The sequence below is a fragment of the Pectobacterium sp. PL64 genome (genome assembly GCF_022477975.1).
Classification (GTDB): domain Bacteria; phylum Pseudomonadota; class Gammaproteobacteria; order Enterobacterales; family Enterobacteriaceae; genus Pectobacterium; species Pectobacterium jejuense.
The window spans coordinates 4,884,017-4,900,368 of sequence record NZ_CP092070.1; the positions used below are offsets into that span (position 1 = coordinate 4,884,017).

The 16,352-nt window shown below is 53.3% G+C and carries 14 protein-coding genes and 1 other RNA gene; 8 read left to right on the top strand and 7 right to left on the bottom strand.

Annotated features, from left to right (window positions below):
- Window positions 1-49: 49 nt before the first annotated feature.
- The 4 genes from arcB (at window position 50) to HP572_RS21985 (ending at window position 5,656) form a co-directional block, all read left to right on the top strand.
- Window positions 50-2,419 (top strand): aerobic respiration two-component sensor histidine kinase ArcB, encoded by a 2,370-nt coding sequence (gene arcB / locus HP572_RS21970; RefSeq protein ID WP_205554153.1) that lies wholly within the window; start codon window positions 50-52, stop codon window positions 2,417-2,419.
- A 467-nt stretch (window positions 2,420-2,886) separates the two neighbouring features.
- Window positions 2,887-3,540: an isoprenoid biosynthesis glyoxalase ElbB gene (gene elbB, locus HP572_RS21975; RefSeq protein ID WP_010280199.1), complete on the top strand. Its 654-nt coding sequence runs from the start codon at window positions 2,887-2,889 to the stop codon at window positions 3,538-3,540.
- Complete coding sequence (mtgA, locus tag HP572_RS21980; protein ID WP_240584325.1) at window positions 3,537-4,271, top strand: monofunctional biosynthetic peptidoglycan transglycosylase; 735 nt, start codon at window positions 3,537-3,539, stop codon at window positions 4,269-4,271. Before elbB ends, mtgA begins: the two co-directional genes overlap by 4 nt.
- Window positions 4,272-4,360: 89 nt before the next feature.
- Window positions 4,361-5,656 (top strand): alginate lyase family protein, encoded by a 1,296-nt coding sequence (locus HP572_RS21985; protein ID WP_240584326.1) that lies wholly within the window; start codon window positions 4,361-4,363, stop codon window positions 5,654-5,656.
- Window positions 5,657-5,796: 140 nt separating this feature from the next.
- Here HP572_RS21985 and dolP read toward each other — a convergent pair whose 3' ends face one another.
- The 4 genes from dolP to HP572_RS22005 form a co-directional block, all read right to left on the bottom strand.
- Entirely contained in the window at window positions 5,797-6,369 is a 573-nt protein-coding gene (dolP, locus tag HP572_RS21990) for a division/outer membrane stress-associated lipid-binding lipoprotein (RefSeq protein ID WP_120358112.1), read from the bottom strand.
- 11 nt (window positions 6,370-6,380) lie between these two features.
- Window positions 6,381-6,971, bottom strand: coding sequence for a DnaA initiator-associating protein DiaA (gene diaA, locus HP572_RS21995; RefSeq protein ID WP_005975525.1), 591 nt, complete (start codon window positions 6,969-6,971; stop codon window positions 6,381-6,383).
- A 63-nt stretch (window positions 6,972-7,034) separates the two neighbouring features.
- Window positions 7,035-7,391 (bottom strand): YraN family protein, encoded by a 357-nt coding sequence (locus tag HP572_RS22000; RefSeq protein WP_039279491.1) that lies wholly within the window; start codon window positions 7,389-7,391, stop codon window positions 7,035-7,037.
- Window positions 7,388-9,406: a penicillin-binding protein activator gene (locus HP572_RS22005; protein WP_240584327.1), complete on the bottom strand. Its 2,019-nt coding sequence runs from the start codon at window positions 9,404-9,406 to the stop codon at window positions 7,388-7,390. Before HP572_RS22005 ends, HP572_RS22000 begins: the two co-directional genes overlap by 4 nt.
- Window positions 9,407-9,467: 61 nt before the next feature.
- Between HP572_RS22005 and rsmI the strand changes: the two genes are divergently transcribed.
- From rsmI to ygiD, 3 genes are all read left to right on the top strand, one after another.
- Window positions 9,468-10,355, top strand: a complete 888-nt coding sequence (gene rsmI, locus HP572_RS22010; protein ID WP_039510034.1) for a 16S rRNA (cytidine(1402)-2'-O)-methyltransferase — start codon at window positions 9,468-9,470, stop codon at window positions 10,353-10,355.
- Window positions 10,356-10,380: 25 nt separating this feature from the next.
- An RNA gene (rnpB, locus tag HP572_RS22015) (RNase P RNA component class A) lies at window positions 10,381-10,759 on the top strand.
- A 251-nt stretch (window positions 10,760-11,010) separates the two neighbouring features.
- Window positions 11,011-11,796, top strand: a complete 786-nt coding sequence (ygiD, locus tag HP572_RS22020) for a 4,5-DOPA dioxygenase extradiol (protein WP_240584328.1) — start codon at window positions 11,011-11,013, stop codon at window positions 11,794-11,796.
- A gap of 70 nt (window positions 11,797-11,866) precedes the next feature.
- On the opposite strand, the gene HP572_RS22025 is transcribed toward ygiD, so the two are convergent.
- From HP572_RS22025 to tolC, 3 genes are all read right to left on the bottom strand, one after another.
- Entirely contained in the window at window positions 11,867-13,027 is a 1,161-nt protein-coding gene (locus HP572_RS22025; RefSeq protein ID WP_240584329.1) for a glutathionylspermidine synthase family protein, read from the bottom strand.
- Between the two features lie 11 nt (window positions 13,028-13,038).
- Window positions 13,039-13,713 (bottom strand): DUF1190 family protein, encoded by a 675-nt coding sequence (locus HP572_RS22030; RefSeq protein WP_010280216.1) that lies wholly within the window; start codon window positions 13,711-13,713, stop codon window positions 13,039-13,041.
- 270 nt (window positions 13,714-13,983) lie between these two features.
- Window positions 13,984-15,378, bottom strand: coding sequence for an outer membrane channel protein TolC (tolC, locus tag HP572_RS22035; RefSeq protein WP_240584330.1), 1,395 nt, complete (start codon window positions 15,376-15,378; stop codon window positions 13,984-13,986).
- Window positions 15,379-15,715: 337 nt separating this feature from the next.
- Here tolC and nudF point away from each other — a divergent pair, with 337 nt between their 5' ends.
- On the top strand, window positions 15,716-16,348 hold the full coding sequence (gene nudF, locus HP572_RS22040) for an ADP-ribose diphosphatase (protein WP_039282778.1): 633 nt from the start codon (window positions 15,716-15,718) through the stop codon (window positions 16,346-16,348).
- Window positions 16,349-16,352 lie beyond the last annotated feature (4 nt).

Sequence of the window (16,352 nt, forward strand, 5' to 3'; positions counted from 1 at the left end):
CCGTCGTTTTACGTTATGATGCGCGGGTGGGTGACTAAGGAAAATCGCTATGAAGCAAATTCGTCTGTTGGCGCAGTACTATGTTGATTTGATGGTAAAACTGGGGCTTGTCCGTTTTTCACTGCTGCTGGCCTCGGTATTGGTGCTGCTAGCGATGGTGGTGCAAATGGCGGTCACCCTGTTGCTCAGCGGGGAAGTCGAAAATATCGACGTCGTCCGCTCCATTTTCTTCGGGCTGTTGATTACGCCCTGGGCCGTTTATTTTCTCTCCGTGGTGGTGGAACAGCTTGAAGAGTCTCGCCAGCGACTGGCGAAGCTGGTGGCGAAGCTGGAAGAAATGCGCCATCGGGATCTGGAGCTGAATGCGCAGCTTCAGGAGAATATTGCACAGCTCAATCAGGAAATCGCTGACCGTATCAAAGCGGAAGATGCGCGCGTGCTGGTGATGAGCCGGCTCAAAGAAGAGATGTCCCGCCGTGAACAGGCGCAGATTGAGCTGGAGCAGCAATCTGCGCTGCTGCGTTCGTTCCTCGATGCCTCGCCGGATTTGGTTTACTACCGTAACGAAGATAAAGAATTCTCCGGCTGCAACCGTGCGATGGAACTGCTGGTGGGCAAAAGCCAGAAGCAGCTCATTGGTCTGACGCCGCAGGATGTTTACGCCCCCGATATTGCCGAGAAAGTGATGGAAACGGACGAAAAAGTATTCCGCCACAACGTTTCTCTGACCTACGAGCAATGGCTGGTGTATCCCGATGGCCGTAAAGCCTGTTTTGAGCTGCGCAAGGTGCCGTTTTATGACCGGATGGGCAAACGTCACGGGCTGATGGGATTTGGACGCGATATAACGGAGCGTAAGCGTTACCAGGACGCGTTAGAGAACGCCAGTAGGGAGAAGACCACTTTTATCTCAACAATCAGCCACGAGCTTCGTACGCCGCTTAATGGCATTGTCGGGTTAAGTCGCATCCTGCTGGATACGCAACTTGACCCTGAACAGCAAAAATACCTGAAAACCATCCACGTCAGCGCGATTACGCTGGGCAATATCTTTAACGACGTGATTGAGATGGACAAACAGGAGCGCCGCAAGGTGCAACTCGATAACCAGCCGATTGATTTCACCGGTTTTCTGGTGGATCTGGAAAACCTCGGTGGCCTGCTGGCAGAACCGAAAGGTCTGAAGCTGATTATGGACCAGCATCAGCCTCTGCCGCAGAAAGTCATTACTGACGGAACGCGCCTGCGGCAGATCCTGTGGAACCTGCTCAGCAACGCGGTGAAATTCACTCCGAAGGGTGAGAACGGCAAGAAGGGCGAAATTGTGGTGCGCGTCTGGCATGAGAAAGGCGATCGCCTGCGCTTTGAGGTGGAAGATTCCGGGATGGGTATTCCGGCGGATGAGTTGGAAAAAATCTTCGCCATGTATTATCAGGTCAAAGACCAGCACGGCGGGAAACCCGCAACGGGCACGGGAATCGGTCTGGCGGTGTCGAAGCGTCTGGCACAGAACATGGGGGGCGATATCCAGGTTTCCAGCACACAAGGCAAGGGATCCTGCTTCACCCTGACGGTGACGGCCCCGAGCGTCGATGAAGCGGGAAGCGGTCTGGATGACGACGATGATTTACCGCTACCGGCGCTGCATGTTCTGCTGGTGGAAGATATCGAGCTCAACGTAGTTGTCGCGCGTTCGGTACTGGAAAAACTGGGTAATAGCGTGGATGTCGCCATGACCGGGCAGGAAGCGCTGGACATGTTCGATCCCGATGAGTTCGATCTGGTACTGCTCGATATTCAACTGCCGGATATGACCGGGCTGGACGTGGCGCGTCAGCTGCGTTCACGCTATGGCAAACGTAGTATGCCGCCGCTGGTAGCGCTGACGGCGAACGTGCTGAAAGATAAACGCGAATATCTGGATGCGGGAATGGACGACGTGCTGAGCAAACCGCTCTCGGTACCTGCGCTGACCGCCGTCATCAAACAATTCTGGGATACGCACTCGGTGTGGACGGAAGAACCGGTGATTGAGGAGGAGGATGAAATGGCAAACGCAGAAGAAGACCTACTGGATATCCCGATGCTGGAACAGTATTTGGATTTGGTGGGGCCGAAATTGATCCACCAGAGTCTGGAGATGTTCGAACAGATGATGCCGGGCTATCTGGCGATTCTGGATTCCAACATGACAGCACGCGACCAGAAAGGCATTACGGAAGAAGGACACAAAATCAAAGGGGCGGCAGGTTCCGTCGGGCTACGGCATCTACAGCAAGTCGCCCAGCAAATTCAGACCTCATCGCTACCGGCATGGTGGGATAACGTGCAGGAATGGGTTGATGAGCTTAAGCACGACTGGCGTCATGACGTTCAGGTACTGCGTGATTGGGTAGCAAAAGCCGAAAAAGAATCCTGATACGGTCTGTTGCGGCCACAGGGACGTGGCGAGCAAAACGGCTAGAAAATTTTTTCGTCTTGCACGATATCATGCAAAAAGTGCCAACGGCGGCAGATTGAGTGATGTTTACGATTCTAGGGGGATGGGGATGCGAGGGCTTTGCACGTTTTCATACGGTAGAAAAAAATGACCCCGACCGAAGTCGGGGTGCGCGAATTATGCGCCAACACCAGGGAAAACATGCACCTGCATTTAGATCTCAGGGTTTGTAAACTCGCAAGTGCGGATATTCGTGTCTTAACTATGTTCTTAACGACTACAAATTACAACAGCGACTAAAACCTAGCTACTGTACATCTTCATCAAGCAACAAAATAGCAAATGTAGAAATCTTTGTTACAAGAATCATTAAAATGTGTGATGTAGATTAGTGTTTGTCAATTAAAAAATCAATTAGTTGATGTAATGAAATGAAGGAAAAGATGATGAAACGAGTCGGCATTGTCCTTAGTGGCTGTGGTGTTTATGACGGTTCCGAGATTCATGAAGCCGTGTTGACGTTACTTGCGCTGGATCGCGCGGGCGCGCAAGCAGTTTGCTTTGCGCCAGATAAACCACAATTACAGGTGGTTAATCACCTGACAGGTGACGTAACTGGTGAGAATCGCAACGTTTTAGCAGAATCAGCACGGATCGCCAGAGGAAAAATCCAGCCGCTTTCTGCGGCAAATGCACAAGATTTAGATGCGCTGATTGTGCCGGGTGGTTTTGGCGCTGCGAAAAATTTAAGTGACTTCGCGACGCAGGGAACGGCGTGTCAGATTGACGAAACGCTGCAATTGCTCACACAGGAAATTTATAAGCAAAATAAACCAATTGGTTTTATTTGCATCTCGCCGGCGCTGCTGCCAACGATTTTGGGTGTACCTGTTCGCGTAACCATTGGTAACGATATTGATACCGCTGAGGCCGTCGACGAGATGGGTGGTATCCACGTGGTTTGTCCGGTCGATGATATCGTGGTTGATGAAGAGCATAAAATCGTGACCACACCGGCCTATATGCTGGCTAACTCCATCAGCGAAGCGGCACAAGGCATTGATAAGCTTGTGGCACGCGTATTGGATCTCACCGAATGAGGTGGAACCGAGGGCGTGGAGGCTTATTCACGTGGCTGAAGCGCCTGATTGTTCGGAGTCTGTTGGTTGTCATCGGTGCGTGGCTGGCTGGCATCCTGCTGTTTTCCTTCCTGCCCGTGCCGTTCTCTGCGGTGATGGCCGACAGGCAGATCAGCGCATGGCTGAAAGGCGAGTTCTCCTACGTTGCCCATTCTGACTGGGTGGCAATGGAGGCAATTGCACCGGAAATGGCGCTGGCGGTGATCGCGGCGGAAGACCAAAAATTCCCTCAGCATTGGGGTTTCGATCTGGATGCGATTGGCCAGGCACTGAAGCACAACGAGCGCAACACGCAGCGGATTCGCGGTGCCTCTACGCTGTCGCAGCAGATGGTGAAGAACCTGTTTCTGTGGGATGGACGTAGCTGGGTGCGCAAGGGGCTTGAGGCGGGTATTACCACCGGAGTTGAGCTGGTCTGGACGAAACGGCGGATTCTGACCGTGTATCTGAATATCGCCGAATTTGGCCCCGGAATTTTTGGCGTGGAAGCGGCCGCCAGACGTTATTTCAACAAGCCTGCCAGCAGGCTGACGGCAAGTGAATCTGCCTTACTGGCGGCGGTGCTGCCGAACCCCATTCGCTTTCGTGCGAATGCGCCCTCCGGCTATGTTATTCAACGTCAGCAGTGGATTTTGCGCCAGATGAGGCAGATGGGCGGCGACGAGTTTTTGCGAGATAACGATCTGTTGTGAGGTAACAATCTGAATTAAGTCGCCTTGTTCGTTTACTATACCGAGAAATTTTTGCGTTAACGGTCGTGTTTTCGACATCAGGAGAAAGTATGCGGTTACGTTATTGGTCAGGTTTACTGGTTGCATTGTGTTGTGTGGCTTCTGTTGCCCGTGCGGATGCGGAGCCTAAAGCGTCATCCCCCGATAATCCCTACGCCTTCTTGCAGCAGGCTCAGTTATCTTCGGTAAAACAGCAGCTACAGCAGAAAACGGAAAAGCCGCAGGCGCGAATGGCGTACGAGCAGCTTATTTCGGAAGCCGACCGCGCGCTGAAAATAAATAATCCCAGCGTGACGGAAAAGAAATCCACGCCACCCAGTGGTTCAAAGCATGATTATTTGAGCCTCAGCGCCTACTGGTGGCCCGATCCCGACAAAGCTGATGGTTTGCCTTGGATTCGTCGTGATGGGCAGGTAAACCCTGCCAGCAAGGATGAGGAGACCGATGGGGTAAGACTGGCAAAATTTACTGCCCAAACGCAGGCGTTGACGCTGGCATGGTATTTCTCTGGCAAACAGGCTTATGCCGATAAGGCCATGTCGATGATCCGTACCTGGTTTATCGACCCCGCTACGCGCATGAACCCTAATCTCGACTTCGCGCAAGGTGTGCCGGGCATCGCGCCGGGCAGAGGCTCGGGCGTGCTGGACGGGCGCTATTTTTCGACCCGCATCGTCGATTCGCTAATCATGCTGCGTCAGGCTCCGGGCTGGACAGCTCAGGATGAACAGCAGATGCAGAAATGGATGAGTGATTATCTGCACTGGCTGCAAACCAGCAAACTGGGGAAAAAAGAGGCAACGGCCCAGAACAATCACGGTAGCTGGTATACCGTACAGGTTGCGGGGATCGCCTGGTATCTGGGGAAAATCGACGTGGTGAAATCCATGGCGCAGTTACAGCGGGAAAAATTGGATCACCAACTGCAAGCGGATGGGGCTCAGCCGGAAGAGTTGGCACGTACCCGTTCTTTCCATTACAGCTACTTCAACCTTCAGGCGATAACGGATATGGCGATGCTGGCTTCCCGCGTTGGCGAGAATATCTGGCAGTACCACACGCCGAAGGGAAGCAGTATGATAAAGGCGTTGGATTTCATGGCACCGTATCTGGATGAAAACAAGGCGTGGCCGCGCAAAACGATGGACAGGCAAAGCAGCCGTCTTATCCCGCTGTTATTGCAGGCGGATCGTGGTTTGAAAACGTCGCGTTACCAGACGCAAATCAGGCAAGCAGGCTTTGCGGAATTGCTCACCGGTGAGGCTGGTGCGCGTGATAAAGAACCGAGCCACATCAGCGTTGAAACCCGCCGTGCACTCTGGTTGCTTAACCCTGTGACGCCATAATTTTCTTGAGCCCCGATCTCATCGGGCAAAGATATGCGTCTCTGAAGTGGGATAAAAAGCGCAGAGATAAAAAAACCGCTGATGTCTTCATCAGCGGTTTTTGTTTTTAAAAAGACAAACGTATTAAAGAAATCAAAACGTTATTGCAGGTAGGTGAAGGCCGTCGTGACGTGTTTCACGCCGCCAACTTTACTGGCGATCTCTGCGGCGGAGGTGCCTTCACGCTGTGTCACCAGACCTAACAGGAAGACTTCGCCATTTTCCGTTGTGACTTTGACGTTAGAGGATTTAACTGTGTCGCTTGCCAGGATCTGTGAGCGCACTTTGGTGGTGATCCAGGTATCCATGGAGGCGGTTCCCATTGAAACCGGCGTACCTTGGCGTATCTCATTGTAGACTTCGGCTGCGCCTTCCACGCCGAGGGCGATTTGCTTAGCTCGGCTTGCCATTTCTGTGCTCGGTGCTTGCCCTGTTAACAATACTTTCCCCTGATAAGCTGTTGCAATGATACGAGCCTCTTTTTTCAACTGCTCGTCTTTGCTGATTGCATTCGTCACGCGGACTTCCAGTGTGCCATCGTCAACCTGCGTGCCTACGGTACGCGGGTCTGTGGCCGTTTTGGTTGCCACGGCACTGCCAACAGCAACAACCCCGACACAGCCTTGTAGCAGCAGGGCGATAGACAGCACGGCAAATGCAGAACTTATCCTCATGTAGTGCTCCTTCAATCGTTCTGGTGTGGAAAAAGTGTGTTATCAATTAAATCGCACAGGCAATTGACTGTCAGCATGTGCATTTCCTGAATACGGGCGCTGCGGTGTGACGGGATGCGAATTTCCACATCCTGCGGCCCGAGCAACCCGGCCAGTTCTCCGCCATCGTAGCCGGTCAGGGCGACAATCGTCATGTCGCGGGTAACGGCAGACTCTACGGCTTTAACAATATCGCGGCTGTTGCCACGGGTTGAAATGGCCAATAGCACATCGCCAGCCTGACCTAACGCTCTGACTTGTTTGGCATAGACCTCTTCATGCAAGCGGTCATTGGCTATCGCAGTTAAGACCACATTATCTGCATTAAGTGCGATAGCCGGTAAGCTGGGGCGCTCTGCTTCAAAACGGTTAATCATGCTGGCGGCAAAATGCTGCGAATTGGCTGCTGATGTTCCGTTACCGCAGCACAGAATTTTGTTGCCGTTTAGCAGAGATTGCACCATCGCAATCGCGCCGCGGGAAATAGCGTCCGGCAAGGCTTCTGCCGCTGCAATCTGCGTTTGAATACTCTCGGTAAAACAAACTTTTATTCTATCCAGCACGTTGAATTAACCTACGTAAATTGAAGTCCATTAAGGATAAGATATCTCTGAATGGTAAAAATGTTATCCCTGTGCGGCAAAGGCGTTAGGGAGCCAGTCGAACTGTTCGCCTGTAATTGCCAGCACGTCAAAACGGCAATCCACCGTGTCAAAGCTGGCACCTCGCTGTGCCAACCACACGGCGGCGGCATGCAACAACCGCTGCTGTTTGCGTCGGGTGACGCTGGCTGCGGCATCACCAAAATGGGCGTTGCGCCGATAGCGCACTTCGACAAACACCCAAATATGGCGATCTCGCATGATCAAATCCAGTTCACCGCCGCGTAGCGTAACATTCGCCGCGGTGAAGGTCAGGCCTGCGCGTTCAAGATAACGTCGGGCCTGTTGTTCGTAAACTGCACCAGCCGCTCGCTGATTCAGAGAACGGGTACCAGCTGGCCCTGACGATATTGCTGCCAGGTTAGCTGCCGATTGATGGTGCAATCCGGCCCTGAACTCAGCATTCCTGTTGCCCCAGGAATCTGGTGGCCCGGAATCTGGCGCATTTCACCAAAGTGGCTGGCGAGCGTCCAGGCATCCATCCCCATGGCATATAAGCGGACTAACGAGTAATCGTTTTTAAACTGGCTGCTGACTTGCTGCATCAGCGCTGGGTTCGCACCGGCTAACAACGGAATATCGCTGAACTGTAAGCCTTCCATTTCGAGGCGGAAGTCAGGGCCCAATCCAGCCTGGAAGCTACGTGAGCTGGCGTAGAGCGCCGGACGTGCGCGTGAGGTGGTGCGCATATCAATCATCGGCTTAATCAGCGCCAGCTCGTCTGGCGTTGCGATGATATAGACCGCATCGATATTACCGCTGACAGACGAACTGGTCGTCGGTTGAACCTGTGATGGGATGGTTAAGCCGCCGATGGTGGTGCCTGGCTGTGCTTGCTGCTGCGACACGTTAACAGGCTGACCGCTCAGGCTTAAGCCCGCGCCGCTATTAATGGCCTGTTTTAACTCCGCCGTGTTGCCGAAGCGCTGTTGCAGAGCGCTGGTGCCGCTTTGCTGGTTCCAGGCCTGAGCGAATGCGTTAATGATACGGTCGCCCAGAGCACCGCGAGGGGCTAGCACCAGCGGCTGCTGTTTACCCTGCTGATGGATAAATTTTGCCGCGTCTCGGGCTTCATCTTCTGGAGAGAGGGCGAAGTAGCAGATGTTAGGGCTATTTTCGACATGTTCTGGCTGGTTCAACGCCAAAATATTCAGCGGTGACTGACTGTTCGCCAACTGATCCACTTCATTTTTCAGCAGCGGGCCGATGACCAGCGAAGCGCCATCTTGCTGTGCCTGTGTGAGAATATTCGCCAGCGGCTGTGAAGACGTATCATACACTTTGACCGGGAGCGAACTGGACAGCCCAGCGCTTGTCGCCTGTGCTTCCGGTGCAGGCGTCGGGGAGGCTACCGCCTGATCGCTGTACGGCGCAGGCGATGGGGCATTCTGACCTTCTGGCGATGGGGTGACCTGTTCGGCTTGCGTGGCATCCGCTGACGGTGCGGCCGGGGCAGATACGACTGCGGTGGCTATCTGACCGTTCTTGGCCGCGTTAAAGCCTTGCTGGATGGCATTGGCGAAAACCTGCGCCTGACCATTGAGTGGCAACAGCAATGCGATGCTGTTCACCGATGACTGCTGGTAGTTAATGACCTGATTCAACTGCGTAGGCAGCGTTTTTGCAGCAGGGTGGTGCGGATAGCGGGTTTGCCAATCCTGAATCGCGCTCTTTAACTGATCGGGAGAAGTCCGGTTGTCCTGATAGTTATTCAGCAGGTCGACCCAGCCTTGCAGCACATTTTCATTCGCATTAATCAGCAGCGAGTTCGACTCCTGCGGTGACATTTGCGTCAACGCCAGCCAGGTCTGATCGAGATTCATCTGATGCTCGTCGCCTTTCAGCAGCGGCTCTTGAGCGATATAGGCCCGCAGCAGCTCAATGGAAGGACGACCTTGTGCTGTTTTGATTTGCGTCTGGTAGTAACGCTGCTTTTGCTCATCGGAAAGCGCACCCACATCAAGCTGGCTCAGCGCTGCTTTAGCCGCATCCATATTGTTTTGGGCAACGGACAGTTCCGCACTGAGTAGCTGCTGTTCTTGCTTTTGCGCTGCGCTCAATTTTTCTGGCAGCGCATTGAACTGCTGGCTTGCCTGAGGGGCTTTCCCTTCCTGTAACAGGGAACGAATAGCAAGTAATTGCCAGTCAGCCTTGTTATTATCGTTACTTTGCTGCATCTGTTGCAGATAATAATCGGATGATGCGTCAGCTTTGCCCTGAACCTCGGGTGGTGGGCTCTGCGGTGCATGACTTGGACAGCCTGCGAGAAACAGTGCCGCTAACAAAACAGGGATAACACGCCCTGCCTGGGTACGGACGAAATGAAAGGGAAGCATACTGTATCCAGTGATTTTTTTTAAAGATGCTCAATATTAAATCGGCAACCCGGATGAAACAATGAATCAAGACCAACAAGCAGACATTTCTGCATCTACCCTCTACATTGTCCCCACGCCAATCGGCAATCTGGGCGACATCACGCAGCGTGCGCTGGCGGTATTGGCGAGCGTTGATCTGATCGCCGCAGAGGATACCCGCCATACCGGTCTGCTGTTACAACATTTTGCGATTAATGCGCGACTGTTCGCATTACACGATCATAACGAACAACAAAAAGCGGACGTGTTGCTGGCTAAATTACAGTCAGGACAAAGCATCGCGCTGGTTTCAGATGCGGGCACGCCGCTGATTAACGACCCCGGTTACCATTTGGTTCGACGCTGCCGTGAAGCAGGCGTTCGCGTGGTGCCGCTGCCGGGCGCGTGCGCGGCGATAACGGCGCTCTCCGCGTCCGGTCTGGCGTCTGACCGTTTTTGCTATGAAGGTTTTCTGCCCGCCAAAACCAAAGGACGCAAGGATAAGCTGCGTGAGCTAGGAGAAGAGACTCGCACGCTGATTTTCTACGAATCCACACATCGTCTCTTGGATAGCCTGCAGGATATCAGCGAGGTGCTGGGAGCCGAGCGCTACGTGGTGCTGGCACGCGAAATCACCAAAACCTGGGAGTCGATTCACGGCGCACCGGTGGGCGAATTACTGGCCTGGGTGAAAGAAGATGAGAATCGGCGCAAAGGGGAAATGGTGCTGATTGTGGAAGGGCATCAGATTGATGACAGCGCGCTGTCGGCGGAAGCGCTGCGTACGCTGACGCTATTGCGTGCCGAGCTACCGCTGAAGAAAGCGGCGGCGCTGGCGGCAGAGATTCACGGCGTGAAGAAAAATGCGCTTTACCGCTATGGGCTGGAGCAAGAAGGTGATAGCGGTGAATCGGGGGATGACAAGTAGGGCAATTTGCCCTATCATCCGCGCCGGAGTTGACCAGACAGTCGCCGCTTCACTGCCGTCCCTTTCGGGGGAGACAGGTGGAGGGGAGGAAAGTCCGGGCTCCATAGGGCAGGGTGCCAGGTAACGCCTGGGAGGCGCAAGCCTACGACTAGTGCAACAGAGAGCAAACCGCCGATGGCCCACGCAAGTGGGATCAGGTAAGGGTGAAAGGGTGCGGTAAGAGCGCACCGCGCGACTGGCAACAGTTCGTGGCACGGTAAACTCCACCCGGAGCAAGGCCAAATAGGGGTTCACATGGTACGGCCCGTACTGAACCCGGGTAGGCTGCTTGAGCCAGTGAGTGATTGCTGGCCTAGATGAATGACTGTCCACGACAGAACCCGGCTTAACGGTCAACTCCCTTCATCATAAAACCCCGCTTCGGCGGGGTTTTGCTTTTTATGAAAGAATGCGGCTTAATGGCCAACGTCCTTCATTATGAAACCTCCGCTTCGGCGGGAAGCCTTTTCCTTCATCCTGCCATGTATGTCATACCTTTCAAATTAATTGATGTTCTCCATCACATAACTCTGACTTTTTCTGTTTCATAAAGCGCGTAAAGTAAGGCCATCGCGTGCGGCTGCACGCTCGCTGACATCTTTCAGAGGATATGACTATGAGTAACACTTCCCGGATGCCTGCACTGTTCCTCGGCCACGGTAGCCCGATGAACGTGTTGGAAAACAATGTGTATACGCAGGCGTGGCAAACGCTGGGTGAGACGCTGCCGCGTCCGAAGGCGATTATCGCGGTTTCTGCCCACTGGTATACCCGTGGTACGGCCGTGACAGCGATGGAAAACCCGCGCACCATCCATGATTTTGGCGGTTTCCCGCAGGCGTTGTTTGATACCCAGTATCCGGCACCCGGTTCACCTGAATTGGCGGCGAGAATCCAGCAGGTGCTGGCACCGTATCCCGTTACCGCCGATCAAAGCCAATGGGGTTTGGATCACGGCTCCTGGGGCGTGCTGATCAAGATGTATCCCGATGCGAATATTCCCGTTGTGCAACTGAGCGTGGACGGTACGCAGCCTGCCGCGTATCACTACGAATTAGGGCGTAAGCTGGCAGCCCTGCGTGATGAAGGTTTCATGATTGTGGCGAGTGGTAACGTCGTGCATAACCTGCGGATGGTGAAATGGGACGGCGACGCGGAGCCGTATCCGTGGGCTGTTTCATTCAATCAATTTGTGCGTGATAACCTGACTTATCAGGGCGACGACCATCCGCTGGTTAATTTTATGCAGCATGACGGTGCCGCATTATCCAACCCGACGCCCGATCACTATTTCCCGCTGCTCTATGTGCTGGGAAGCTGGGACGGCAAAGAGGCAATCAGTATTCCGGTCGATGGGCTTGAAATGGGATCGCTGAGTATGCTGTCGGTGCAGGTGGGATAAAATCTGCTGTTTGCTTCAGTAATGAATAAGGCACGGTGAAAACCGTGCCTTATTACTTTCAATTCAATGCTTAATCCAGAATGGTATGCGGATAGAAGCGTGAGAGATCCTGAGTGATCAGAGCGCGATCTTCACGTACGCCGATACCACAAGGTTGATCGTTCACCAGCCAGCTACCAATCAGCGTGTAGCTGTCGCCGAATTTCGGCAGTTGGTGGTACTGCTGGACGATCATCCCTTCTTCGCCGTAAGGGCCGTCGGCTGACGCAATCTCTTTGCCATTTTCGACGATCTGGATGTTCGCCCCTTCGCGTGAAAACAGCGGCTTAATGACGTAGCTGTCCAACGCGGGATGTTCATCTTCCGCGAAATAGGCAGGAAGCAGGTTAGGGTGATTCGGGAACATTTCCCACAGCATCGGCAGCAGCGCTTTATTGGAAATAATGCTTTTCCAGGCCGGTTCCAGCCAGCGGACGCCCGCATCTTCCAGCTTGGTGGAAAACATCTCGCGCAGCATGAACTCCCACGGATACAGCTTGAACAGATTACCAATTACCTGATTTTCAGGGTCGGTAAACTGGCCTTTCTCACCGAGGCCAATTTCCTCAATGTACAGAAACTCGCTCGGCAGACCGGCTTCCAGCGCGCAATCCTGAAGGTATTGCACCGTGCCGCGATCTTCTTCCGTATCCTGACAGCAGGCGAAGTGCAGCAGGCCGAAGCCGTGATTCAGTTTTAGCTCTTCAAAGCGCTCGATTAGCTTTTCCTGAATGCTGTTGTACTGGTCAGAATTCTGCGGCAGGTTTCCGGCGTTGATTTGATCTTCCAGCCAGAGCCATTGGAAAAAGGCTGCTTCGTACAGCGACGTCGGCGTATCCGCATTGTTCTCCAGCAGCTTGGCTGGGGATTTGCCGTCATACGCCAGATCGAGGCGTGAATACAGCGAAGGCTGATTGGTGCGCCATGAATATCTGACGAATTCCCAGGTGTGTTTGGGAATACGGAATTTGGCAAGCAGCGCGTCGCTACTGACAACTTTTTCCACCACCTGCAGACACATCTGGTGCAGCTCGGCTGTGGCTTCTTCCAGCTCTTCGATCTGGGCAAGCGTGAACTGGTAGTAAGCCTCTTCGCTCCAGTAGGGTTCGCCATACATGGTGTGGAAACGAAAACCAAATTCGGTGGCTTTTTCCTGCCAGTCAGGACGCGCTGTAATATCTATCCGCTTCATCTAATACGTCCTCAGCCGCCCATGCTACGGGAAGAGCTGGAACTTGAACTGGCGCTGCTGCGCTGCATGCTGTTTTGCTTCGCGACGGTTTCACCAAAGCCACCACGCGTGATGGTTGAGGTGGTTGCAGGCTTCGGTGCCAGTGCAGTTTTCGGCACGGTCATCGTGCGGCCTGTTGTCGCGTTGCCGTAGTTTTTACCGGCGGCATCAACGAACTGGCCATTGGCCGGGCTGGCTGGCGTTTTTGGACTGAACAGCGGCTGCTGTGCGAAACCGGCACCGCCACCCATCATTCGGCCCATCATGTAGCCGGCCATCAACGGCATCCAGGACATACCGCCGCCCTGCTGAGATTCTGCTGCCATACCGGCCTGTGCCGGTGCAGGCGTTTGAGTACACTGCGCTTCGCCAAATTCCGCTACGCAGTCTTCTTTCGTTGCGTATTTCGGTGCCGTTTTTTCTGCTTCTTTTAACGCATTATTGTATGCAGTGGTGCACTGAGCTGCCATTGACGGGTTAGCTGACGAACAATCATCCGCATTCTGGTAGAGGGAGACGGTTTCATCCGTTTGCTCGCAGCCCGCGAGGAAAAATACGGCGCTGACGGCCAAAGCAACAGGTGCCAGACGGTGCGTCCGCCATTCCTTGCGGAACGTTTCCTGATTAATATTTTTTGTACGTTTCATCGTGTTTATCCCAGAGCAAAGCATCACGGCCAATAACAAATAAGTGTGCCTAAGAATAGGGGAACGCTGCTTGAATTTAAAGCGGCAATAGGTGTAACGGGAGGTGTCTTTACGTTGCTATACATTCTGTTGTGCAACGTTTCGCTTTATGGCGAAAGAAGGCGGTTCCTGTGTTCTGGTGCTATCGCGTGATTTTGTGGAAAAAGCGCGGATATAAAAAAGGGGAACCGTGGTTCCCCTGTATTTGATGCGTGTAAGCGCGGCTACCGATTAACGCTGCGCTGAGGCGGTAGTGGCCTGCGGAGCGGTGTTGTCGGTTACAGCTGGCGTGGTTGAAACCGGTTGGCCCAGCGATGCATTCAGCGCTTGCAGATCGGTTTCGCTCAGCGTGCCCTGTGCGGATTTTATGTTTAACTGATTGATCAGGTAATCATAACGAGCGCTAGAGAGCTGCTGTTTGGCGTTATACAGCGTGGTGGTAGCATTCAGTACGTCAACGATGGTGCGCGTGCCGACCTGATAACCTGCTTCCATCGCATCCAGAGAGCTTTGTGCAGACACTTCAGCCTGTTTGTAAGCGTTGATGCTGCTGATGGATGCAGAAATATTGTTAAACGATGAACGCACGGTCTGGATAACAGAACGGTGTGCACTTTCCAGCAGTTCACTGGAACTGACGTAGCTGTGCTGCGCCTGCTTCACCTGAGAGTTAGTCGCGCCACCGCTGTAGAGCGGCAGGGTGAAGTTGATGCCTACTCGGTGTTGCCCGGCGTCTGAATCGTTAAACGAGTTGCCGCTATTCGTCCGTGAGCCGGAATAACGGGTATCAGTCACGCCGGTTGATGCGGTGAGATCCAGCGTCGGCATATAGCCTGTTTCGGCTGAGCGAATCTGCTCACGCGCCAAATCCTGGCTCAAACGTGCGGACAACAGGTTCAGGTTGCGGTTTTCGGCTTCTTTCAGCAGGTTGTTAACCGCTTCAGGTTTCTGGGTAGAGAAACGCTCGATGTTCAGACCGGCCAGCTGTGGGTAGAAGTTGCCGGTAATCTGACGCAGGGATTCCAGCGCGTTATCCAGCGTATTACGAGCCAGCACTTCATTTGCCAGCACGCTGTCGTACTGTGAACGGGCGTTCTGGACGTCGGTAATCGCGACCAGACCCACGTTGAAGCGCTGTGTCGTCTGATCTAACTGGCGATAAATCGCCTGTTTCTGCGCATTGATATAAGACAGCGAATCAATAGCACGCAGGACGTTGAAATAGGCGGTTGCCGTGTTCAGCATCAGGTTTTGCTGAGCCGTCTGATAGGTGACGTCTTCAATGCCCGCTTGTTTTTCCTGCAACGTCAGCGCACGCCATTTGGACATGTCGAACAAGGTCTGAGTCAATTGCAGTGAGGCACTCTTGACGTTGCTGTTGACGTCTTTGTTGTCACGGTAGCCTTTGTTATAGGTATAGTCAGCGCCTAAACCGAGCTGAGGCAGTAATGGGCTACGCGCTTGATTAATTTTTTCAAACGCGGCGTCGCGGGTTGCCGCAGAGCTGCGTAAATCAGGGTTGGTGCTTTTTGCCTGTTGGTAGACTTGTAACAGGTTTTCCGCCTGACTCATGGCGCTAAAACCGCCCAGGCTCAGACCAATAAGAAGAGGGAGCAATTTCTTCATTTGCATTCCTTGTTGTGCAGCAATCTCGCTATGGTAGCGCTGTCTGTAGACGAATAATTGTCGATTCTATCAGAATCTGCCAATAGGATAAGGTAGCTGAACGTGCCATCTTTCAGCGGAATATGCCCACAGGGTCAGGTAAATTGACCTGTTGGATGATTCAGTGCGGCGTTTTTCTGTTCAGTAAGGCACCGAAAAGTGATGCGATGGGTGAGAATCCCCCTCACTTGGCCGACGTCACGCCTAATAAACGTTCAAAAACAATGATGAGTATAATGACAGCGGATTCCGCCATACAATACCGGATTCCATTAATACTTGTTACAGGAGTGCAGTTATGTCGTCTTCCGCATCCGGTCCGGTTACTTTCACCAAAGATGATGTAGAAATTATTGCACGCGAAACGCTGTACGACGGTTTTTTTTCGCTGGAGCGTTACCGTTTCCGTCATCGCCTGTTTAATGGCGGCATGAGCGATGAGGTCAGCCGTGAGATCTTCGAACGCGGCCATGCCGTGGTGTTGCTGCCTTACGATCCGGTGCGTGATGAAGTGGTATTAATCGAACAGATTCGCATTGCTGCCTATGACACCAGCGCGTCTCCCTGGCTGTTTGAGCTGGTGGCTGGCATGATTGAGCCAGGAGAAAGCCACGAAGAGGTGGCGCGGCGCGAAGCAGAGGAAGAAGCCGGATTAAGGGTTGGCCGTTGTCGACCGATAATCAACTATCTTGCCAGCCCTGGCGGTACCAGCGAGCGTCTGGCGGTGATAGTGGGCGAAGTGGATACGCGTACGGCGAAAGGTATTCACGGTCTGGCGGAAGAGAATGAAGATATTCGCGTACATGTGGTGAGCCGTAAACAAAGTTATCAATGGGTTGAAGAAGGCATCGTTGATAACGCCGCGTCTGTCATTGCCTTGCAATGGTTGGCGTTGCACCATGAAGAACTGAAACGTGAGTGGGTGGATTGAATTT

Excerpts from the sequence above, each read along its gene's own strand:
- arcB (WP_205554153.1), top strand. The coding sequence starts at position 50 with ATGAAGCAAATTCGTCTGTTGGCGCAGTACTATGTTGATTTGATGGTA.
- elbB (WP_010280199.1), top strand. The coding sequence starts at position 2,887 with ATGAAACGAGTCGGCATTGTCCTTAGTGGCTGTGGTGTTTATGACGGT.
- mtgA (WP_240584325.1), top strand. The coding sequence starts at position 3,537 with ATGAGGTGGAACCGAGGGCGTGGAGGCTTATTCACGTGGCTGAAGCGC.
- HP572_RS21985 (WP_240584326.1), top strand. The coding sequence starts at position 4,361 with ATGCGGTTACGTTATTGGTCAGGTTTACTGGTTGCATTGTGTTGTGTG.
- dolP (WP_120358112.1), bottom strand. The coding sequence starts at position 6,369 with ATGAGGATAAGTTCTGCATTTGCCGTGCTGTCTATCGCCCTGCTGCTA.
- HP572_RS22005 (WP_240584327.1), bottom strand. The coding sequence starts at position 9,406 with ATGCTTCCCTTTCATTTCGTCCGTACCCAGGCAGGGCGTGTTATCCCT.
- rsmI (WP_039510034.1), top strand. The coding sequence starts at position 9,468 with ATGAATCAAGACCAACAAGCAGACATTTCTGCATCTACCCTCTACATT.
- ygiD (WP_240584328.1), top strand. The coding sequence starts at position 11,011 with ATGAGTAACACTTCCCGGATGCCTGCACTGTTCCTCGGCCACGGTAGC.
- HP572_RS22025 (WP_240584329.1), bottom strand. The coding sequence starts at position 13,027 with ATGAAGCGGATAGATATTACAGCGCGTCCTGACTGGCAGGAAAAAGCC.
- HP572_RS22030 (WP_010280216.1), bottom strand. The coding sequence starts at position 13,713 with ATGAAACGTACAAAAAATATTAATCAGGAAACGTTCCGCAAGGAATGG.
- tolC (WP_240584330.1), bottom strand. The coding sequence starts at position 15,378 with ATGAAGAAATTGCTCCCTCTTCTTATTGGTCTGAGCCTGGGCGGTTTT.
- nudF (WP_039282778.1), top strand. The coding sequence starts at position 15,716 with ATGTCGTCTTCCGCATCCGGTCCGGTTACTTTCACCAAAGATGATGTA.